The sequence below is a fragment of the Mesorhizobium sp. M0862 genome (assembly GCF_040319795.1).
In the GTDB taxonomy this organism is placed as follows: domain Bacteria; phylum Pseudomonadota; class Alphaproteobacteria; order Rhizobiales; family Rhizobiaceae; genus Mesorhizobium.
The window spans coordinates 24,505-40,061 of sequence record NZ_JAMYOJ010000013.1 but is presented as its reverse complement, the minus strand read 5'-3'; the positions used below and the strand labels follow the sequence as shown (position 1 = coordinate 40,061).

Here is a 15,557-nt window from a genome sequence, read left to right as displayed (position 1 = left end):
TCATCAGGGATACGAGACGTAGTCTTTAGGGTCGTATTCGGTATCGCAGAAAACCAGCAAAGACGGGTTCTCGCCTTTATAGGTCTGCAGCGCCCAAACCGGGGCGTCGACCAGCACCGCGCGGTTCGATGCGGTGAGCGTCAGCCGTTCGACCTGTTCCTGGTAGCGAAATTCGATGCCGATCTCGCCCGACAGCTGCATCATCAATTGCCGGCCCGAGCCGTGTGCATGTCCGCCCCGCGACGTGCCGCGCGGCGCGGTGACGATGAACGCCCGCACGGCTTGGAAATTGTAACCGCTGAACTCGATAGCGGTCAGCATTCCCCTGGGATCGCTATGTAACGAAGTGGGGATCTCGGTGACCTTGCCGCCAAAGAACGTTCGATGCTGCATAACGTAAGCCCGCCAGATGCCGGTCGAAATTTTACCTCAGACTAGCGCTTATATCAAAAGACAGGGAATACAACCACTTAGGCGGTGTTTGGGAACACTGCAGCGGATCGATGTCGAGCTCGGCCTCAGGCCGATAGGTGCCGACTACCGAAGGTCGCCGCGCCGTCACGACTTCTGAGTCGCGGCCGAAACCACGGCTTAAGACCTTGGTCTGAGCGGTCTAGGACCTTTGAGTTCGGAAGGCCGGCCAGTTCCAAGGAGGGTGATCTACTTCAGCAATTTCAAAGAGTTATGCTGGTTGGCGTTTCGCCGGCCGGCCGCTTCGTTCTCGCAATGAAAACACATCTATATCTAAGTTTACCCTTTGTGTTAGCGATTCCTCATGTTGCCCGCTATAGCGGTTAGTGGCGGTGGCAATCTCGGAGGTAGTTATGACATCCCGAAAGACCCTTTTTGCTGCATTTGCGGTGTTCTCGCTTCTGGTGTCGCCGGCCCTGGCTGCTGCTGGTGGCAACGGCCATGGTAACGGCCATGGCAATGGTAACGGCAATGGCAATAGCGGAGGAAACGGTAATGCTGGCGGCAATGGCGGAGGCGGCGGTTCGGTCGGCAAGTCGGCATCCGCCAAGGGCCAGGCCCCTAAGGGCCAGGTCGCCAAGGCCGCTACCCCTTCTGTGTCCAAGGAAAAGAATATCCATGCCAAGCTCGGCCGGTTGAACTCGCTGCAGCGCAACGCCAACGCCTTTATGCACTCCAAGAGCAAGAACTTCGCTGGCGTGCAGGCTTTTGTGACACAGTCGGCAATAGCCAAGAACGCTCAATCGGCGCTCGATGCTGCTAATCAGGCGGTTACCGACGCCAAAGCGGCGCTCGACGCGCTGAATGCGAAAGCGGCTGACCCGAATACCCTGCCCGAAGATGTCCCGACGCAGGCCGACCTCGATGCAGCACAGGCAGCGCTCGATGACGCCACCCAGGATGCGGCCGCTGCTCAGACCGCCGCCACAGCTGCCGCTGCCAACGTCCCATCGATCGATGCAGCCCTTGCCCAAATGGCCAACAAGCCCGTTGACCCTGAGGTGACAGATTGGGCCAATAGCGTACTTGCCGACAAGATCGACCAAGTAGCCGCCAAGCTGGCGCCGGCCGCGCCTTAAGGCCCTATGCGGCGGCAGCGATCCAATCGACGATAAGCCGTCGGGTCCGCCCGGCGGCTGCACCTTTCTCGCCTATCTGCAGCGTTGGTCCCAATGCAGGTCCGAGATTCTGGTCATGGCTATTTTGCGAAATCTCCAGCCGGGCCGCCGTCCTCAAGGCTGAATTCATGCGTGCTTCGCGCATCTTCATCGACCACACGAAACCAATGCTCCTGAAGCGCTCTAGGCGACACCCTTTGGCCCGTGACCTTCTCTACCGCAGATAACGGATCATCGGCGCTCGTGGCCTGAGTTGAGACACACTCCTCTCCATGCCACTCTTCCACCTGGTACTCTGGCATGCCGGCCTACCTACCGCTCCCCAGAGCCTTCGCTTCCCGCTCCAGCGTCTCGCGTCGGTTGCCGTGCTTCGCGATCAATTCCTTGACCTGCTGCGGGGTGATGCCGGCCTTGGTGGCGAAATACTCGACTTCATAATCCTCATCGGCAGAGACGCGGTCCCAATCGCGGAAGTCCGTCTTCGTTTTGTCGTCGGCCATTTGCTTTGCTCCTGGTTGAATGATCAACCGCAACGTGCAGCCGCAGCCTTTTGTTGCAGCGGAGCCCGGATTTCCGAAACGGTCACATGGGAAAACGGCCCTCAGTCGCAGGAGGTGCTGGTGTTGCTGTAACTTTGAACGGAACGGTTCTTCTCCTTGACGGTTGTGACGTGAAGGAGATGCCTCATGTTTGAAAGTGTGATGTGGTTGATCGTCGTTGCTGGTGGGCCACTGTTGCTGGCCCTATTGATGGCATACGTTCTTATGACCCGACGCCACCGTGGTCCTGCAGAACGCATGGAAAGCGACCGAGCGACCAAACGGCTCTATCGCCAGGACGAACGTTGATCCTGAGGCTGGCGCAACGTTTGCGCTCACGCTGGCCCGCTGCCTCGCGGTGGCAGGCTTCTTCGTTTTAGGAAGTTAGGAATAACTTAGGAAAGATTTGGCCCTCTTTGAAAATACAGAGGCAATTCAGCACGGTAGCCAAATATCTGGCGGAGGGAGTGTCCGTCTCCGCCTAATCCGAGGGTGTCCAAGGTGGTCCCATGTGACGCCTGAAACCCTTGCAATCTCTGCTTTCCAGTTCCGATAGTGTCTAAGGGGGTCTTGCCAAATCCGATGGCAAGTTGTACGTAGGGCTGTCCGCAGGGAGAGTTCGAATGCAAATCAACCGCCTGTCCGTCAAAGCCGTCGAGGCTCAAACCAAGCCCGGTCTCTATGCCGATGGGCTCGGCCTTTACCTCCAGGTGGCGAAGGGTGGAGCCAAGAGCTGGATCTTCCGCTACATGCTCGCCGGCCGGCCGCGCAAGATGGGCCTGGGCTCGGTCAATACCGTGTCGTTGAAGCTGGCTAGGGAGCGGGCAGGGGAGGCGCGGCTCAAGCTCCTCGATGCTGACGACCCGATCGAGAAGCGCAAGGCGGAACGGCTGGAGAAGCTGGCGGCATCAGCAACCGCTCTGTCGTTCAAGGAAGCGGCCGAGGCCTATATCAAGGCACACCGCTCGGGATGGAAGAACATCAAACACGCCGGGCAATGGAAGGCCACGCTGGAGGCTTACGCCTATCCGGTGTTCGGAGAGCTTGCTGTCGGCCGCGTAGACGTGGCGCTTGTCCTCAAGGCGCTGGAAGCGATCTGGACGACGAAGCCGGAAACGGCAACCAGGGTGAGGGGACGCATCGAAAGCATTCTGGATTGGGCGACGGCGCGGGGTTACCGCCATGGTGACAACCCGGCCCGCTGGCGTGGCCATCTCGACAAGCTGCTGCCGGCCCGTAGCAAGGTCGCCAAGGTCAAGCACCATGCCGCGCTGCCCTACGCCGAAGTAGGCGCATTCGTTGCCGATGTCCGCAAGATGGAAGGGAACAGCCCCAAGGCGCTTGAGTTCGCCATCCTGACCGCCACCAGGACCGGCGAAGTGGTCGGCGCCCGCTGGCCTGAGATCGACCTGGACAACGCACTGTGGATCATCCCCGGCGACCGCATGAAGGCCGGAAAGGAACACCGCGTCCCACTGTCCGATCGAGCCATCGAAATTCTCAAGGCTCTGCCTCGCGAAAAAGGCAACGAGTTCGTTTTTATTGGCGACAAGAAGGGGCAGCCGCTGTCCAACATGGCGCTGTTGATGACGCTCCGCCGCATGGATCACGACGACCTAACCACGCATGGCTTCCGAAGCACCTTCCGCGATTGGGCGGCAGAGCAGACCGCCTATCCAAACGAACTGCTGGAAATGGCGCTGGCGCATACGGTCAGCGATAAGACGGAGGCCGCCTATCGTCGCGGCGACATGTTCGACAAGCGGCGTCGGCTGATGGATGACTGGACGGTCTATTGTTCCATGGCACCTGGCAGCGGCCAGGTGGTGCCAATCCGCGGCGTCTCGCAATGACTGCGGCGGAATGGGTGTCCGACGTCTTCGACGAGGGCGAACGCTCCGCGATCTCCCTCTTGCTGGCCGATGGAATTGCTTGGTCGACTCGTTCGCAGCGCGAGCAATTTCTGACCTCCGTCGGGGAGGCAATCGGGAACTATCGACGCCTCACGCTGCCAATGGTCGAGCGGCGAGCCTTCGCGATTAATCGACTTGATCTGCTGGCAAAAACCGGCCGCGCTTTCCGAAAGGCGGTGGAAAAGCTGACTGCGGAAGCGGACGAATTGCTGGAAGAGAATTTCTTCACTGTCGGCCGCCGGTATGGCACTGACGTCGACCATGCGGCTTCAGAAGCGACGGCAATGTTGAAACGGATCCGGACGGCTTCCGAGACAGCGTTCTTTGCGGCGACAATCGCTGTGAGGTCAACGAAATCTGCCCGCCTATCAGAGCGTCAGGGCGGCGATTCACTGATCACCGACCTAGCGCATAGCTACCTGTCGGCCTTTGGAGAGCGGCCAGGTTTCTCCCGAAACTCGTGTTTTGCGAAGGTCCTGCCGAGCCTTCTTCAAGTTGCCGGCTATCGCACGTCCGTCGGTGAGGATCGCTGCAAGAGGCTCATCGCACGCATCGGCAATGAGACACACGCAAAGCGAGGTCGACGCCCAAACCAAAATTAGACAGGATTTCGCACCCGCCTTTTCTTCGAAACCCCGGCTTTTTAGCGTCTGCTATCCCGACCATCTTCCTACAGCCGACCGCGTCCAAGCGGTTCCAACTGGAGTGAAGAACGATGGTACAGACGATCCTCCGTCGCGACGAAGTGGAGCGCGCGACCGGCCTTCCCAGATCCAGCATTTACGACAAAATCGCCAAGGGCGAGTTCCCAAAACCGGTTCCCTTGAGCGCCCGCTCAGTCGGATGGCTCGAGTCCGAAATCCTCAAGTGGCAAGAGGACCGCATCGCGCAGCGCGACGCCGCCAAGGCTGCCGCCTAATGGAACAGATCGACCGCGACCCCGACTTCATCATCCAGGAAGCTGCGCGCTTCATCGTCGAGACGCCGAAGGCACAGCGCCCGCGTCCGGCCGTCGTCGAATTGCGAGAGCGCTACCCTCTCGATCTCCAAGGCGCATGCGAAGCCGTCCGCCTTGCCAACAAGATCAGGGCAGGAGGTGCGGATGCGGCCGTATGAAAAGCGAGAACCCGCCGCGGATCAGGCGACGGGCTCATCGGGAGTGTCGACGGGGGACCGGATCGACAATTGCCATCATACTGCAATTGAACCCATTGTTCAACAAAACAGTGGTAACCAAGTCGGATTGTCAATGAATGCAGGTCCAATCGCGCTCGATCGTATCGAGGCCGCGCCATGACCGAGCAAATTCAACCGGGATTGAAAAAGGGTCGCGGGATGGCGCAAGCGTCCCTCGACCTGATCGAGGCGATGCACAAGATCGCCGAAGCAATGCAGCCGATAACCGGTCGAGGCGTAGGCTACAAGCTATTCACGGCCGGGCTGATCAGGTCGATGTCGACCAACGACATGCAGAAGGTCTATCGCCTACTGCGGATCGCGAGAGAACAGGGCGACATCCCATGGGATTGGATCGTTGACGAGACGCGGGAATTGGAGCGGGTCTCGACTTGGGACGATCCTTCACAGTACGCACGAGCCGTTGCGCGGTCCTATCGTCGCGACTTTTGGAATCAGCAGCCTTATCGCGTCGAGGTTTGGAGCGAGAAAGGCACGGTTCGCGGCGTCCTGAAGCCGGTGCTCGATCACTTCGCAGTCGGCTTCCGTGTCATGCATGGTTTCGCCAGCGCGACCACGGTCAACGACATTGCCACAGACGATGACGGGAGGCCCTTGATTGTCCTCTACGCCGGCGACTTCGACCCGAGCGGCATGTACATGTCGGAGGAAGATCTGCCGCGCCGTCTCAGCGAATATGGGGGCTCGCACGTTCGGTTCCGGCGCATCGCGTTGACTGTCGATCAGTTGGAGGGACTTCCCTACTTCCCGGCGTCGGACAAGAGCAGCGACAAACGCTACCGCTGGTTCATCCGCAACCACGCGCACCATTGCTGGGAACTTGACGCCATGGATCCGCGCGACCTGCGCGAGTGCGTAGAGCAGGAGATCAAACGTCTAATAGAACCGGAAGCCTGGGCGCGCTGCGAAACTGTAAATGCGGCCGAGCTGGAATCGCTGCAGTCGATCCTTTCTGGCTGGAGGGCGGCATGAGCGATAGCCAACTCATATCCCGCTTGCGGAATGGCTTCGACAACTTGGTGTTGGCCGGTGCCGACGGTGCCGATTTCTACCGCTTGGCGCTGCAGATCAACCCGGACATTTCTCCGATGGAGATCAACGACGAGATCATCGCCGCGCTTGCCCGTTGGCAGGATGCGGAAAGGCGGTTGCCGTCATGAGTAAGGCCGGCCGCTCTGGTGAGCCTCGCCATGTCCGCCTCTACGAGTGGATGACGAACAGCCCGGCCTGGCGGTCGCTCGATGTGTATGAGCGCTGCCTCTACGTCGAGTTCAAGGGCCGCTATAGCGGTGCGAACAATGGCGACATCGCCTTCAGCGGCGACGAGATGTGCGTCGCTCTCAATTGCAGCAACAGACCGGCCGACCGCGCCTGCGACAGGCTCGTGGAACTCGGCTTTGTCAAACTCGCCACGAAAGGACACTTCGACTGGAAGGCGCGCGCTGAAGGCCGCAGCCGGGCAAGCACATGGACATTGACGGAATACCCGCTCGACTATCCGACGCATAGTGCTATGCCGGCGACCAAAGATTTCATGAAATGGCGCGCTGAGAAGATCCCGCCGAGGAAAAAAACGCGGGGTGACGTCGTCACCCGAATGGCAGTACCTCGTCACCCCGTTTCCGAAGACATGGCAGTACCACGTCACCCGAATGGGGTGACCACGTCACCCGATAACGACCAAAATCAGGAGATGAATGGGGTGACGACGTCACCTGCATATACATCTACCACTACCCCACCCGCCGAGCCGCCCCTGCCGGTATCACCAAATCCCACGCTCAACGCCTACGCCAAAGCCAAGGCGGGTGCGTGATGGATGCGGACACCGAACTGATGCGCCTCCTGGCCGAGAGCCCATGGCCTGTTTTCAACATGGCGAGGAGCGGCCCGCCATCCCGTAAGGCGATCAATCAGCGCCGATACCGCAAGCGCGACAAGGTGGAAACCGTGATGGTCACGGTTCCGGTAAGCTTGGAACTTCAGACGTGGCTGATCGAGCAGCTTGACCCTCGCGATGGCGGTGCCGATCGCGCATGGCTCCGCGGCGCGCTTCTCGGCCTCATTTCCCAAGCCGTGGCGTCTGCGTTGCCGGTAACGCGGGAAACGCACGAATCGGACGTAGAATCTGATCAGCACGACGCAACCGGCAAAGGACCGACGACCCATGTTCGGACTCGCAAGGACAGACAACCCGATGACGACTGAACCGACGACGGCCGACCGCCTACGCGAGACGCTGCGCATCCCGACCAAGACGAATGTTTTGAAGCTCGCCGAATCGAACGTCGCGAAGCTGCGCGCCGACCGCGCGGCATTGAAGGCGACCCTCTCACCGGTGCTGACAAGGTTTCGCAAGGATGGGCTTCCCTCCGACAAGGCGGAGATCGCCGCACTCACCGGACAGATTGACGCGATCGAGATCGCTTACGGCCAAGCATTGGACGAGCGCACGAAGCGCCGAGAGGCGTTTGGCGTGACTGTCCTGGCCGAGGTTGCCGCACCGGCTGCCGAGTACCAGGCTGAGGTCGCACGCCTTCTGCGCGAACTGGACGACTTGGCAACGATCGCAGTCGAATACGCAATGGCGGCTTCGGTCAACGGTCTGCCTGTTCGACGGGTGATCGACGGTGCACCGGCTTTCCTGCAGGGCGTTCGCCGTCTTCGGCAGATCGCGGGCTGAACACGATATGGGCAGGCCAATCCACTCAAATCGTCGACGGAGAGGCGGCTCGCTTGGTCGCGTGCCTCTCCGACGGCCGATCGCGCATTTCGCGCGCGCGTCTGGGGCGGCGGCTCGTGCTGATGCCGCCGCCCCATTCAACCAAATTTCAGCGGGGCTGAGCTAATGGCCCATCGCCCCAACATCGCAGCTGCAAAGCGCATGATGGCCAAGATGCAGGCGGGTGCGCCCATCGCCGTCAAACGTGGTGACACGCTCTGGATGGATCTCGAGGGGCCGATAGGTGAGATCGATCGACGGACCGGCAAAGGCATCTTTGCTGATGATGTTGAGGCCGCACTGAAAGCAAATGCCGCCGTGAAATTCATCCAGGTGCAGATCGACAGCCCCGGCGGTCACGCCGGCCAGGCAGTCCGAATCCATCAAGCCCTACGAAAGCACCGAGCCCATGTGACCGTCACGGCAGGCGAGGCTTGCGCGTCGGGTGCGAGCCTGATCCTGGCCGCCGGAGATTTGCGGATGTGTTACCGGCACACCAAGTTGCTTTTGCATGCGGTCTCGAACGATGCGCCCGCAAATGCGAAGCGTCGCTGGACAGCGGCCGAGCATGAGGCTCTCGCGAAGCACCTGCAGGCATTCGACAAAAAGATGGTCGACTTCTACACGGCCGCCGCCGGCGAAGGCAGCCGCGGCCACTTCGAGCGAGAGATCAAAAACGAGGCGCCGTTGCCCATCGGCGTTGCGATTTCATGGGGCTTGGTCGATTGCCTTGCCGGCGAAGAGCCTCGGCACGCCTACAGCGTCCAGAGGCGCACATGACCATGGCCTGGCAAGGGGGGTACTTCAGTCTCTGGCCAGCGGCTACCCCGACACCGCTTCGGGGTCACGGAGACTCCACGTGCGCGCGCGCCGGTGAATGTCCAGAAATTCGGAAAGGTTGAAATTCTGATGGCAAAACGGGGCCGGCCAAGCAGGGCTGTCGCATCGAAAAGGGCGCTCAAAGGTGTCGACATTGATGCCGTCGACCCGTTGACCGTGCTTCGTCAGATTGCCAGCGACACCTCGGCGCCGGCATCGGCAAGATTGGCTGCTGCAAAGGCGCTCATTGCACAGGGCGGCCGCAAGAAGGACGCTGGCGACGGGTCCGAGAACGATCGGATAAGCGAGAGGGCCTTGAAGCTTCTGAAGGGCGGCCGGCAATGAGCAGAGGCGGCGAGAGCGACAAGATACCCACCGTCGGCGAGTACCGCGGCATTGGCCTGCACAATCACCAGGACGCGGAACGGCTTGCCCTGGTGCGGCGAGAGATCGATACCGTCTTCGACCTCGACGACATCGCGCTGCTGGTTGAGGTTTGCGCCAGCCCGGAATGGTCGCCAGAAAGCCGGTTGCTTGCTGCGGCGAAACTGAAGGCGCGGCACCAGCTTGCCGCCGAAGATCGCCTGACTCGGCCGGCGTTCGACATGGATTACGTCATCGCCTGCACCGGCAGTCTGGATAGCCAATATTGGCGGTCGCCAACGCATTTCGGGAGCCTGATAGAGCCAGGTCGCGGGCCGCATGAGCAGGGCCTGGTGCCTCGCGCCGTGCCGCTCGACGAGGAAAGGATCCGCCGATGACTGCCCGCGAACTGCTCACCGCCGCGCACGAGGGCATGACGCCGGCCGAGATCGCCGAGCACGCGCTCAAGATGGCCGACGAACTCGAAGCACTGGCGCGGATGATCACCAGTCAGAACGCCATCGTGACGTCTGTCTGCACTATCTTGCGCACTCAAACCAATACCATCCGCACGATCAACGCCATGCACCTCGCCGGCAGGAAGCGTGAGGCGCGCCATGCACTCGCGGCGGTTGCGGCGACTCCCGACCTTGAACCGATGCCCGTCGCGACGATCACAATGGAGTGGTCGGCAGCCATGTTCAGTCCAGCCGATGCGCAGGAGCGCCACTGATGACCGACCAAGTCCTAATTACAGAACTGACGATCGACGCCAGGCCGGCTGAGGCCGGTTCGGCAGCCTACGTGAAGGCTATGGCCAAGGCCGAGGCGGCTCAAGCCAAGTTCGTCGATCAGGAGCAGGCGGCGACGAAGGCCATGGAAAAGCAGGGCGTCGTGATGACGATGATGTCGGGCTCGGTCTCGTCAACCGCGAAGTCATGGGATCGCCTGAAGGCTTCCGTCGACCCGGCGTTTGCAGCCACAAAGCAGATGGAACGCGCGATGATCACGGCCGATGCTGCGGCGCGCAAACTCGGCATCGATGAGGTCGAACGGGCGAGAGTTCTCGATCTTGTCAGACAGAAGACCGATGCTGTTTCCGCGTCCACGCGCGCCGGGGTGAGCCATATCGCCAGCGTGGGGACCGCAGCCAAGCTAACGTCGAACCAGATGCTCAATCTATCGCGGCAGGGCAACGACGTCATCACCATGTTCGCGCTCGGCGCACCGCCGATGCAGATTTTCGCAAGTCAGGCGGGCCAGATTTTCGATGCGCTGGAAAGCGGTCCAGCGGGTGCGCTTGGGTCTCTGAAGGCAATCGGCGCAGGTCTGCTCAACTTTGTCGCCACGCCACTTGGCGGCATCGTTACCGCTGCTGGGCTCGCGGCCGGCGCCATCGCCACGTATGCCTTGGCCACGCGCGAGGACATAAAATCCGCCGACGAAGTGCTGAAAAACCACAAGGCGCTGATTGACGAGATTGCCAAGGCTTATCCAGCAGCAGCTGCCGCGGCAAAAAAGTACGAGGACCAGGCATCCCAGATGCCGAAGTCGGTCATCGCTGCCGACACCGCCGACAACGTCGCCGATGCCCAAAAGACGCTGGCCACACTCATGAATGATGCGCGCCGGCAGATGGATTTGCTCAACACCGGAGATGGCGACTTTTCAAGAATTGGCCAGGCCGGCATGGCGAGGTTCGCCGAACTTTCAAAGGAACTGAAGGCCGGGGCACTGGACGCTGCGGGCCTCCAGGACGAATTGGGCAAAATTCGTCTTGACCCAACCCTTTCCAAGAACGCGCATGATTTCGCGAAGGCGATGCTCGATGGCGCGAATGGCATCAATAAGGCCGTTGAGGTAGCCGGTTTGATCCCGGCCAACAAAGCTATAAAGGACATCGCCGTCGACGGTCATAAGGCAGTCCAAACGCTTGCCGATGTCGCGGCGGGTTTCAAAAACGCAGACAGTACGGCAGGCAGCGCCGACGCCACTATCGCCAAACTATTCGGCACCGTTAACAGCGGTGGGTCAGACGGCTTCGGCGTAACGCGCTCGCTTGGCGGATCGCTCCAAGGAGTTGTCGGTCAGTTCGAACAAGCTGGCCAGGCCATCCAGAGAATGCGGCGCGAACAAGCGCAGAGCATGCTCGATCTCACCAAGCAGTTCCGCGACACGACAACACAGGTCGAGACGCTGAAGGAGGCTGTCGATACAGCCGGGAGCAGTGAGAACATCCAGGCTTTCTTTGGCGACGTTCGCAACATCGACGGTGCCAATGCCGCGCTCGGCAACACAGTCGGCATTCTCAACAGGCTTTTCGACGCACTTAACACTGGCAACGCCAAAGCCAGCGATGTGGCATCCGGCGTCGACCTGCTGCGCCAGACGCTCATTCAGGGCGGCCTCGGAGTAGACCACGTCAATGCCTTCATCGACAGTTGGGTCCGGGCCCGGATGCAACTGGACGCCGCCAAGGGCGCTGTGCATCAGATAGGCGCGGCGGTCAACGCTCTGCGTGACAAGACAATCACGGTCACCGTGGTCACGCGCCAAGTCGGCACCGGCACGCAGTCGACCTACGATGTGCCTAAGTCATCGGGCGGCGGCACGACCGGCGTTGGTGTCACGCGCTATTCGTCAAATGGCCCAGCGGTCTCCTCGACTCCGATCTTCAACACCTCCACCAACTCGTGGGGCTACACGCAGCCCAAGACCTATCAAGATCCGAGAGTGCTGGCGCAGGTGGCCGCCATGTACCCGCAGCGCGCGGCAGGCGGTCCAATCTCGGCTAACTCGCCATATTGGGTCGGCGAGCGTGGCCCCGAGCTGGTGGTGCCGAAATCGGCAGCGACCGTCATCCCGAACGCTCAATCAATGGCTCTTGCCAATCCGCAATCCGCCTACACGGGGCAGGTAGCCACGCGCGAGACCGATCGCATGTGGCAGTTGTTCATGAATATCGAGGCCAACACCCGCAAGACCTACGAAGGCGTCGAGAAGTGGGCCGCGACCAGCAGCTATAGCGGTGGCGGGTCGTCGTCTTCCGTCAGCGGCGGATCGTCGGCGTCAGGCGGAAGCAACTTAGATGACAAAGCTCGGCAATACCGGAAAGTCCTTGCCACATGGAACTCCAACTTTGCGGCTGCCGGAATCGTCGGCAGCGGCAACATTGGCTATGGCGCGCAGGGACTCGGCGCCACGCCGGAGCAAATAGCGCGTCGCATTGTCTACGGCATGGCTACAGGCGGCATAATTGGCGGCGACTCTCGCGACACGCAAAAGGTCGAGTTCTTCAAGAGGCCGAGCGAGCGGGTCATCATTGCCGATAATGACCAGATAGATGACCAGCGCGGCGGGTCGTCGAGGTCAGGCGGCGGCAGCAATCGGCCGGTGCAGGTCAACGTCAACGTCAAGGTCGAGGGCGGCACAACGATTTCAAAGGACAGCATCGCCGAAATGCGTCGGCAGATGGCTCTTGCCGGCGCTGACATGCAGAGGTCTATCAATGGTCGCTGAGCGGTCTTTCCCGGAAACCTACAACGTGCAAAGCACCGGAGATTGCTTGGGGCCGGTGTTAGCCGGGTCCAAGTGGTCGGTGTCGGCATTGGAGGAGCCCAAGGAGGGCGATATCGTCGCGCTCTGGCTCGCGCCCGGCCGCTTTTCGGACAGTAGCGAAGGCGACTGCATCGGCCACCGCGTGGCGCGTGGCGAAGCCTGTCTCATGAAAATCCTACTCACCCAAGACGAGGCCAGTATCACTGTGATGACGCTCAACCCCATGGCGACGGCTACAATCCTGCGAACCGATATTGTTGCGGTGCATAGAGCTGTCGCTGTTCGGACACCAGCCGGCGTACAGCGCTTGCTCCGGGTAAAGGCGGGCAACTGATGCCATTCTTCCGCTTCGGTCCGACGCCAGATACAACCAAGACTGTCGACCCGGTTGCCGCAGCCAGCCCGTATTCTGTCTCAAAAGTTCTCGGTCGCCCAATTCCAATCGTGATCGGAACCGGCAAGGTCGATGGCATCCCAGTCATTGGCGGCGCGGTATCCGCCCAGATCTCCACAGGCTTTACGGAGGTCAAGGCCACCAATCTGTCAAACCTCCATGATTATCCCGCAGGCAGCCAATGGAAGAATGGCAGTTATTTCGACAGTGGTGGCATCGTTCTCGTCCCGACATACGGCGCGCAGCAGACGACGCAGCTTGGCTATCTCCTCGCCTATGATCCATTCGGTGATGGCTACGAACTGATCCGTCTTGAGGTGAATGATCAGGTCGTTTTCGACGCCGAACACGGCATCGGGGCTTCGGTGAACTTCCGCTTTTACGGTGGCACGCAGACCGAGGCAGATCCAATAACAAAAGCCGTCATCGGGGCCAACGCCGGGGCATGGCATGGCTTTGTCATGCTCTTCCTGTCTGGCTATGTCGCCAGCGCCGCGCCTTCGGTCAAAGCCGTCATTTCGAACGCTGCGACCGACACGGGTTCAAGCGGCGATATCGCATGGACGGGTGAGGCACCAAGCGGAATTCTGAACGCCTTCCCGAATGGTTCGGCCTACGATCCAGCCGAGGGCGTCATCTATCAGATCTTCGACCCGACCGATATTCCGAGCCTCTCTCAAATCTATCTTGCCGTCCTGGACGTCGACACCCGGCAGGAGCGGTATCGCGTCCCGCTCGAAGGCTCGGAAGGCTATGCGGTCGGCCGAGATGTCAACGACTACCAGTTGAGCATCCCGATCGCGATGGCGGGCACCGGGCTGCTCTTGATCCAGTTGTGGGGCGCGGAGGCGACGCCTCGTCTATCCGGGATCTACGATTCGGCGACTGGGCACCTCATCGCCTCGCACCTGGACACCGTGAACATGGAATGGGTGACAGTGCAGCAGTTCGGCCAACTTTGGGTCTTTATCGGGCACAATTTCGACGCCGGCATGGGAGTCACCGGCATCTTTGATCCCGCCAAGGGAACTTTCGATGTCGATCCTGAAGGGATCCCCGGCAGCTATCTAATTGTCAACGGCAGGGTGACAACCGGCTTCACATCCTTCTTAGCCGCCTCGTCCAGCTTTACGGGCGATGCAGACATATACGATCTGCGCTTCGACGGTGACGCCTGGACCTCAACGCTGCTGCACTCACTCACGGGATTGTCCGGCCTGTCGGCGAGCGTGCTCTGGTACGATCCGCTGACCGGCTATGTCGTCGTGGGTTACGGCCTGTCCGGCCCGATCAATCGTTGGCTGTACATCGATCCCGAAACCGGGTCGGTGGTCGATACCTTCGACACCGCAAAGATGGGGTTCAATGTTTCTTTCCTACTCCCACGCTTGCACAATCGCCTGATCAGCCGTCCTGGATTCTTGCTGATGCTCTATTCTGACGGCGATCCCGACGAGCCTGTTTACGAAATCATTTCCCTCGACATCCAGGCGAAGACGCTTTCAACCTTCGCTAGTGAAGTAGTGCCGCCGTTTACAGATGGCACCCGATTTTCGTACCTGATCGCCGACCAGGGCCGAGCGCTCTGGATGAGCGCCCTTGGCGAATATGTGTGGACCGTCCACAGGCAGCCGAACACCATTCCCGGCGCGGTAAGCGTCAGGTGGATGCTCACCAAGATCATGTCCCTGGCCGGCTACACGCCCGAAGAACTTACCTTCGATGGTCCCGACTGGGGCGGCGATCCAGATCCAGATCCAGATGATCCTGATCCCATCGACCCCTCCGTCGATGCCGTGTGGGCTCTCGACTTCCTGGCTGAGACCTACACCCATCTTGCCTCTCCGGCCACGTTGGCCGACATCATCGATAAGCCGGCAAGGGTTGGCGCCAGCGGGCTGGAAATCCTGCAGGAGGACGCCGACGGTGTCGTCTCTGCGATCGGTGACTTCCTGACCGATCTGCTTACTCTCAACTGGACGATTGTGATCGAATGGGAGGAACTGACGAGCAGCTTCTTCACCGAACTGCTGTTTCTTTTTGAGCCTGGAAATCACCATTCGATGGCGATAGACCGGTTCGGCTCCGTTGGTTTGCCCATGCAGGGATACGAGTCCGGTGTTCAAGGCAGGGAAGTCAACAACACCGACACGTTTGGCCCAGGCGTTCACAAGGTCGCTTTTACCAGCACCGCTATCTCAGGGATCAGCATGTCGACGGATGGCGGCACGGTATCGTCGGATACCAGCCCTCGCGATATCGACCCGATGGTCACGGCGAGCTTCGGCGGTCCTCCGGATGGCTCCTACAACGCCTGCTTCATCCGGAAAATGTACCTGCTGCCGCCGCGGGACGACGCCGATCTGCCGGGGCTGTCGATAGTGGTGCCGTGAGGTCCGCAACGCCTTGGCTCGCCTTCGCGCTGTCCGCTGGCCTGGTGCTCGGCGGCCCGGCTGCCTTTAG

At 60.5% G+C, this 15,557-nt stretch carries 20 protein-coding genes; 18 read left to right on the top strand and 2 right to left on the bottom strand.

Annotated features, from left to right (window positions below):
• Positions 1-3 precede the first annotated feature (3 nt).
• Positions 4-393 carry a sugar 3,4-ketoisomerase gene (locus NKI15_RS20085; protein ID WP_352515104.1) on the bottom strand — a complete coding sequence of 130 codons (390 nt, stop codon included), beginning with the start codon at positions 391-393 and terminating at the stop codon, positions 4-6.
• A gap of 431 nt (positions 394-824) precedes the next feature.
• Between NKI15_RS20085 and NKI15_RS20080 the strand changes: the two genes are divergently transcribed.
• On the top strand, positions 825-1,550 hold the full coding sequence (locus NKI15_RS20080; RefSeq protein ID WP_023706818.1) for a hypothetical protein: 726 nt from the start codon (positions 825-827) through the stop codon (positions 1,548-1,550).
• 347 nt (positions 1,551-1,897) lie between these two features.
• Here the strand turns inward: NKI15_RS20080 and NKI15_RS20075 are convergent, their stop codons facing one another.
• Positions 1,898-2,089: a DUF3606 domain-containing protein gene (locus tag NKI15_RS20075; protein WP_023706817.1), complete on the bottom strand. Its 192-nt coding sequence runs from the start codon at positions 2,087-2,089 to the stop codon at positions 1,898-1,900.
• A gap of 186 nt (positions 2,090-2,275) precedes the next feature.
• On the opposite strand from NKI15_RS20075, the gene NKI15_RS20070 reads away from it, so the two are divergent.
• From NKI15_RS20070 to NKI15_RS19990, 17 genes are all read left to right on the top strand, one after another.
• Positions 2,276-2,437 (top strand): hypothetical protein, encoded by a 162-nt coding sequence (locus NKI15_RS20070; RefSeq protein ID WP_023691300.1) that lies wholly within the window; start codon positions 2,276-2,278, stop codon positions 2,435-2,437.
• A gap of 314 nt (positions 2,438-2,751) precedes the next feature.
• On the top strand, positions 2,752-3,981 hold the full coding sequence (locus NKI15_RS20065; RefSeq protein WP_352886761.1) for a tyrosine-type recombinase/integrase: 1,230 nt from the start codon (positions 2,752-2,754) through the stop codon (positions 3,979-3,981).
• On the top strand, positions 3,978-4,643 hold the full coding sequence (locus NKI15_RS20060; RefSeq protein WP_352886758.1) for an HAD family hydrolase: 666 nt from the start codon (positions 3,978-3,980) through the stop codon (positions 4,641-4,643). Before NKI15_RS20065 ends, NKI15_RS20060 begins: the two co-directional genes overlap by 4 nt.
• 113 nt (positions 4,644-4,756) lie before the next feature.
• Positions 4,757-4,960: a helix-turn-helix transcriptional regulator gene (locus tag NKI15_RS20055; protein WP_352886755.1), complete on the top strand. Its 204-nt coding sequence runs from the start codon at positions 4,757-4,759 to the stop codon at positions 4,958-4,960.
• Entirely contained in the window at positions 4,960-5,157 is a 198-nt protein-coding gene (locus NKI15_RS20050; RefSeq protein WP_352886752.1) for a hypothetical protein, read from the top strand. The genes NKI15_RS20055 and NKI15_RS20050 overlap by 1 nt, the downstream gene beginning before the upstream one ends.
• A 177-nt stretch (positions 5,158-5,334) precedes the next feature.
• On the top strand, positions 5,335-6,210 hold the full coding sequence (locus tag NKI15_RS20045) for a hypothetical protein (RefSeq protein ID WP_352886749.1): 876 nt from the start codon (positions 5,335-5,337) through the stop codon (positions 6,208-6,210).
• A complete protein-coding gene (locus NKI15_RS20040; protein ID WP_352886746.1) occupies positions 6,207-6,398 on the top strand; it encodes a hypothetical protein in 192 nt (63 codons plus the stop codon). Before NKI15_RS20045 ends, NKI15_RS20040 begins: the two co-directional genes overlap by 4 nt.
• On the top strand, positions 6,395-7,054 hold the full coding sequence (locus tag NKI15_RS20035; RefSeq protein ID WP_352886743.1) for a hypothetical protein: 660 nt from the start codon (positions 6,395-6,397) through the stop codon (positions 7,052-7,054). The genes NKI15_RS20040 and NKI15_RS20035 overlap by 4 nt, the downstream gene beginning before the upstream one ends.
• A complete protein-coding gene (locus NKI15_RS20030) occupies positions 7,054-7,446 on the top strand; it encodes a hypothetical protein (RefSeq protein WP_352886740.1) in 393 nt (130 codons plus the stop codon). Before NKI15_RS20035 ends, NKI15_RS20030 begins: the two co-directional genes overlap by 1 nt.
• Positions 7,436-7,921 (top strand): hypothetical protein, encoded by a 486-nt coding sequence (locus NKI15_RS20025; protein WP_352886737.1) that lies wholly within the window; start codon positions 7,436-7,438, stop codon positions 7,919-7,921. The genes NKI15_RS20030 and NKI15_RS20025 overlap by 11 nt, the downstream gene beginning before the upstream one ends.
• Positions 7,922-8,086: 165 nt before the next feature.
• Positions 8,087-8,740: an ATP-dependent Clp protease proteolytic subunit gene (locus tag NKI15_RS20020; RefSeq protein WP_352886734.1), complete on the top strand. Its 654-nt coding sequence runs from the start codon at positions 8,087-8,089 to the stop codon at positions 8,738-8,740.
• Between the two features lie 129 nt (positions 8,741-8,869).
• Positions 8,870-9,124: a hypothetical protein gene (locus NKI15_RS20015; RefSeq protein ID WP_352886731.1), complete on the top strand. Its 255-nt coding sequence runs from the start codon at positions 8,870-8,872 to the stop codon at positions 9,122-9,124.
• Positions 9,121-9,540, top strand: coding sequence for a hypothetical protein (locus tag NKI15_RS20010; RefSeq protein WP_352886728.1), 420 nt, complete (start codon positions 9,121-9,123; stop codon positions 9,538-9,540). The genes NKI15_RS20015 and NKI15_RS20010 overlap by 4 nt, the downstream gene beginning before the upstream one ends.
• Positions 9,537-9,875 carry a hypothetical protein gene (locus tag NKI15_RS20005; RefSeq protein ID WP_352886725.1) on the top strand — a complete coding sequence of 113 codons (339 nt, stop codon included), beginning with the start codon at positions 9,537-9,539 and terminating at the stop codon, positions 9,873-9,875. The genes NKI15_RS20010 and NKI15_RS20005 overlap by 4 nt, the downstream gene beginning before the upstream one ends.
• Positions 9,875-12,661, top strand: coding sequence for a phage tail length tape measure family protein (locus tag NKI15_RS20000; protein WP_352886722.1), 2,787 nt, complete (start codon positions 9,875-9,877; stop codon positions 12,659-12,661). The genes NKI15_RS20005 and NKI15_RS20000 overlap by 1 nt, the downstream gene beginning before the upstream one ends.
• The gene (locus tag NKI15_RS19995; RefSeq protein WP_352886719.1) at positions 12,651-13,034 is read left to right on the top strand and encodes a hypothetical protein; all 384 of its coding nucleotides are present in this window, start codon (positions 12,651-12,653) and stop codon (positions 13,032-13,034) included. The genes NKI15_RS20000 and NKI15_RS19995 overlap by 11 nt, the downstream gene beginning before the upstream one ends.
• Positions 13,034-15,487 (top strand): hypothetical protein, encoded by a 2,454-nt coding sequence (locus NKI15_RS19990; RefSeq protein WP_352886716.1) that lies wholly within the window; start codon positions 13,034-13,036, stop codon positions 15,485-15,487. Before NKI15_RS19995 ends, NKI15_RS19990 begins: the two co-directional genes overlap by 1 nt.
• Positions 15,488-15,557 lie beyond the last annotated feature (70 nt).

Coding starts and splice junctions, on each gene's coding strand:
- NKI15_RS20085 (WP_352515104.1), bottom strand. CDS start 393: ATGCAGCATCGAACGTTCTTTGGCGGCAAGGTCACCGAGATCCCCACT.
- NKI15_RS20080 (WP_023706818.1), top strand. CDS start 825: ATGACATCCCGAAAGACCCTTTTTGCTGCATTTGCGGTGTTCTCGCTT.
- NKI15_RS20075 (WP_023706817.1), bottom strand. CDS start 2,089: ATGGCCGACGACAAAACGAAGACGGACTTCCGCGATTGGGACCGCGTC.
- NKI15_RS20070 (WP_023691300.1), top strand. CDS start 2,276: ATGTTTGAAAGTGTGATGTGGTTGATCGTCGTTGCTGGTGGGCCACTG.
- NKI15_RS20065 (WP_352886761.1), top strand. CDS start 2,752: ATGCAAATCAACCGCCTGTCCGTCAAAGCCGTCGAGGCTCAAACCAAG.
- NKI15_RS20060 (WP_352886758.1), top strand. CDS start 3,978: ATGACTGCGGCGGAATGGGTGTCCGACGTCTTCGACGAGGGCGAACGC.
- NKI15_RS20055 (WP_352886755.1), top strand. CDS start 4,757: ATGGTACAGACGATCCTCCGTCGCGACGAAGTGGAGCGCGCGACCGGC.
- NKI15_RS20050 (WP_352886752.1), top strand. CDS start 4,960: ATGGAACAGATCGACCGCGACCCCGACTTCATCATCCAGGAAGCTGCG.
- NKI15_RS20045 (WP_352886749.1), top strand. CDS start 5,335: ATGACCGAGCAAATTCAACCGGGATTGAAAAAGGGTCGCGGGATGGCG.
- NKI15_RS20040 (WP_352886746.1), top strand. CDS start 6,207: ATGAGCGATAGCCAACTCATATCCCGCTTGCGGAATGGCTTCGACAAC.
- NKI15_RS20035 (WP_352886743.1), top strand. CDS start 6,395: ATGAGTAAGGCCGGCCGCTCTGGTGAGCCTCGCCATGTCCGCCTCTAC.
- NKI15_RS20030 (WP_352886740.1), top strand. CDS start 7,054: ATGGATGCGGACACCGAACTGATGCGCCTCCTGGCCGAGAGCCCATGG.
- NKI15_RS20025 (WP_352886737.1), top strand. CDS start 7,436: ATGACGACTGAACCGACGACGGCCGACCGCCTACGCGAGACGCTGCGC.
- NKI15_RS20020 (WP_352886734.1), top strand. CDS start 8,087: ATGGCCCATCGCCCCAACATCGCAGCTGCAAAGCGCATGATGGCCAAG.
- NKI15_RS20015 (WP_352886731.1), top strand. CDS start 8,870: ATGGCAAAACGGGGCCGGCCAAGCAGGGCTGTCGCATCGAAAAGGGCG.
- NKI15_RS20010 (WP_352886728.1), top strand. CDS start 9,121: ATGAGCAGAGGCGGCGAGAGCGACAAGATACCCACCGTCGGCGAGTAC.
- NKI15_RS20005 (WP_352886725.1), top strand. CDS start 9,537: ATGACTGCCCGCGAACTGCTCACCGCCGCGCACGAGGGCATGACGCCG.
- NKI15_RS20000 (WP_352886722.1), top strand. CDS start 9,875: ATGACCGACCAAGTCCTAATTACAGAACTGACGATCGACGCCAGGCCG.
- NKI15_RS19995 (WP_352886719.1), top strand. CDS start 12,651: ATGGTCGCTGAGCGGTCTTTCCCGGAAACCTACAACGTGCAAAGCACC.
- NKI15_RS19990 (WP_352886716.1), top strand. CDS start 13,034: ATGCCATTCTTCCGCTTCGGTCCGACGCCAGATACAACCAAGACTGTC.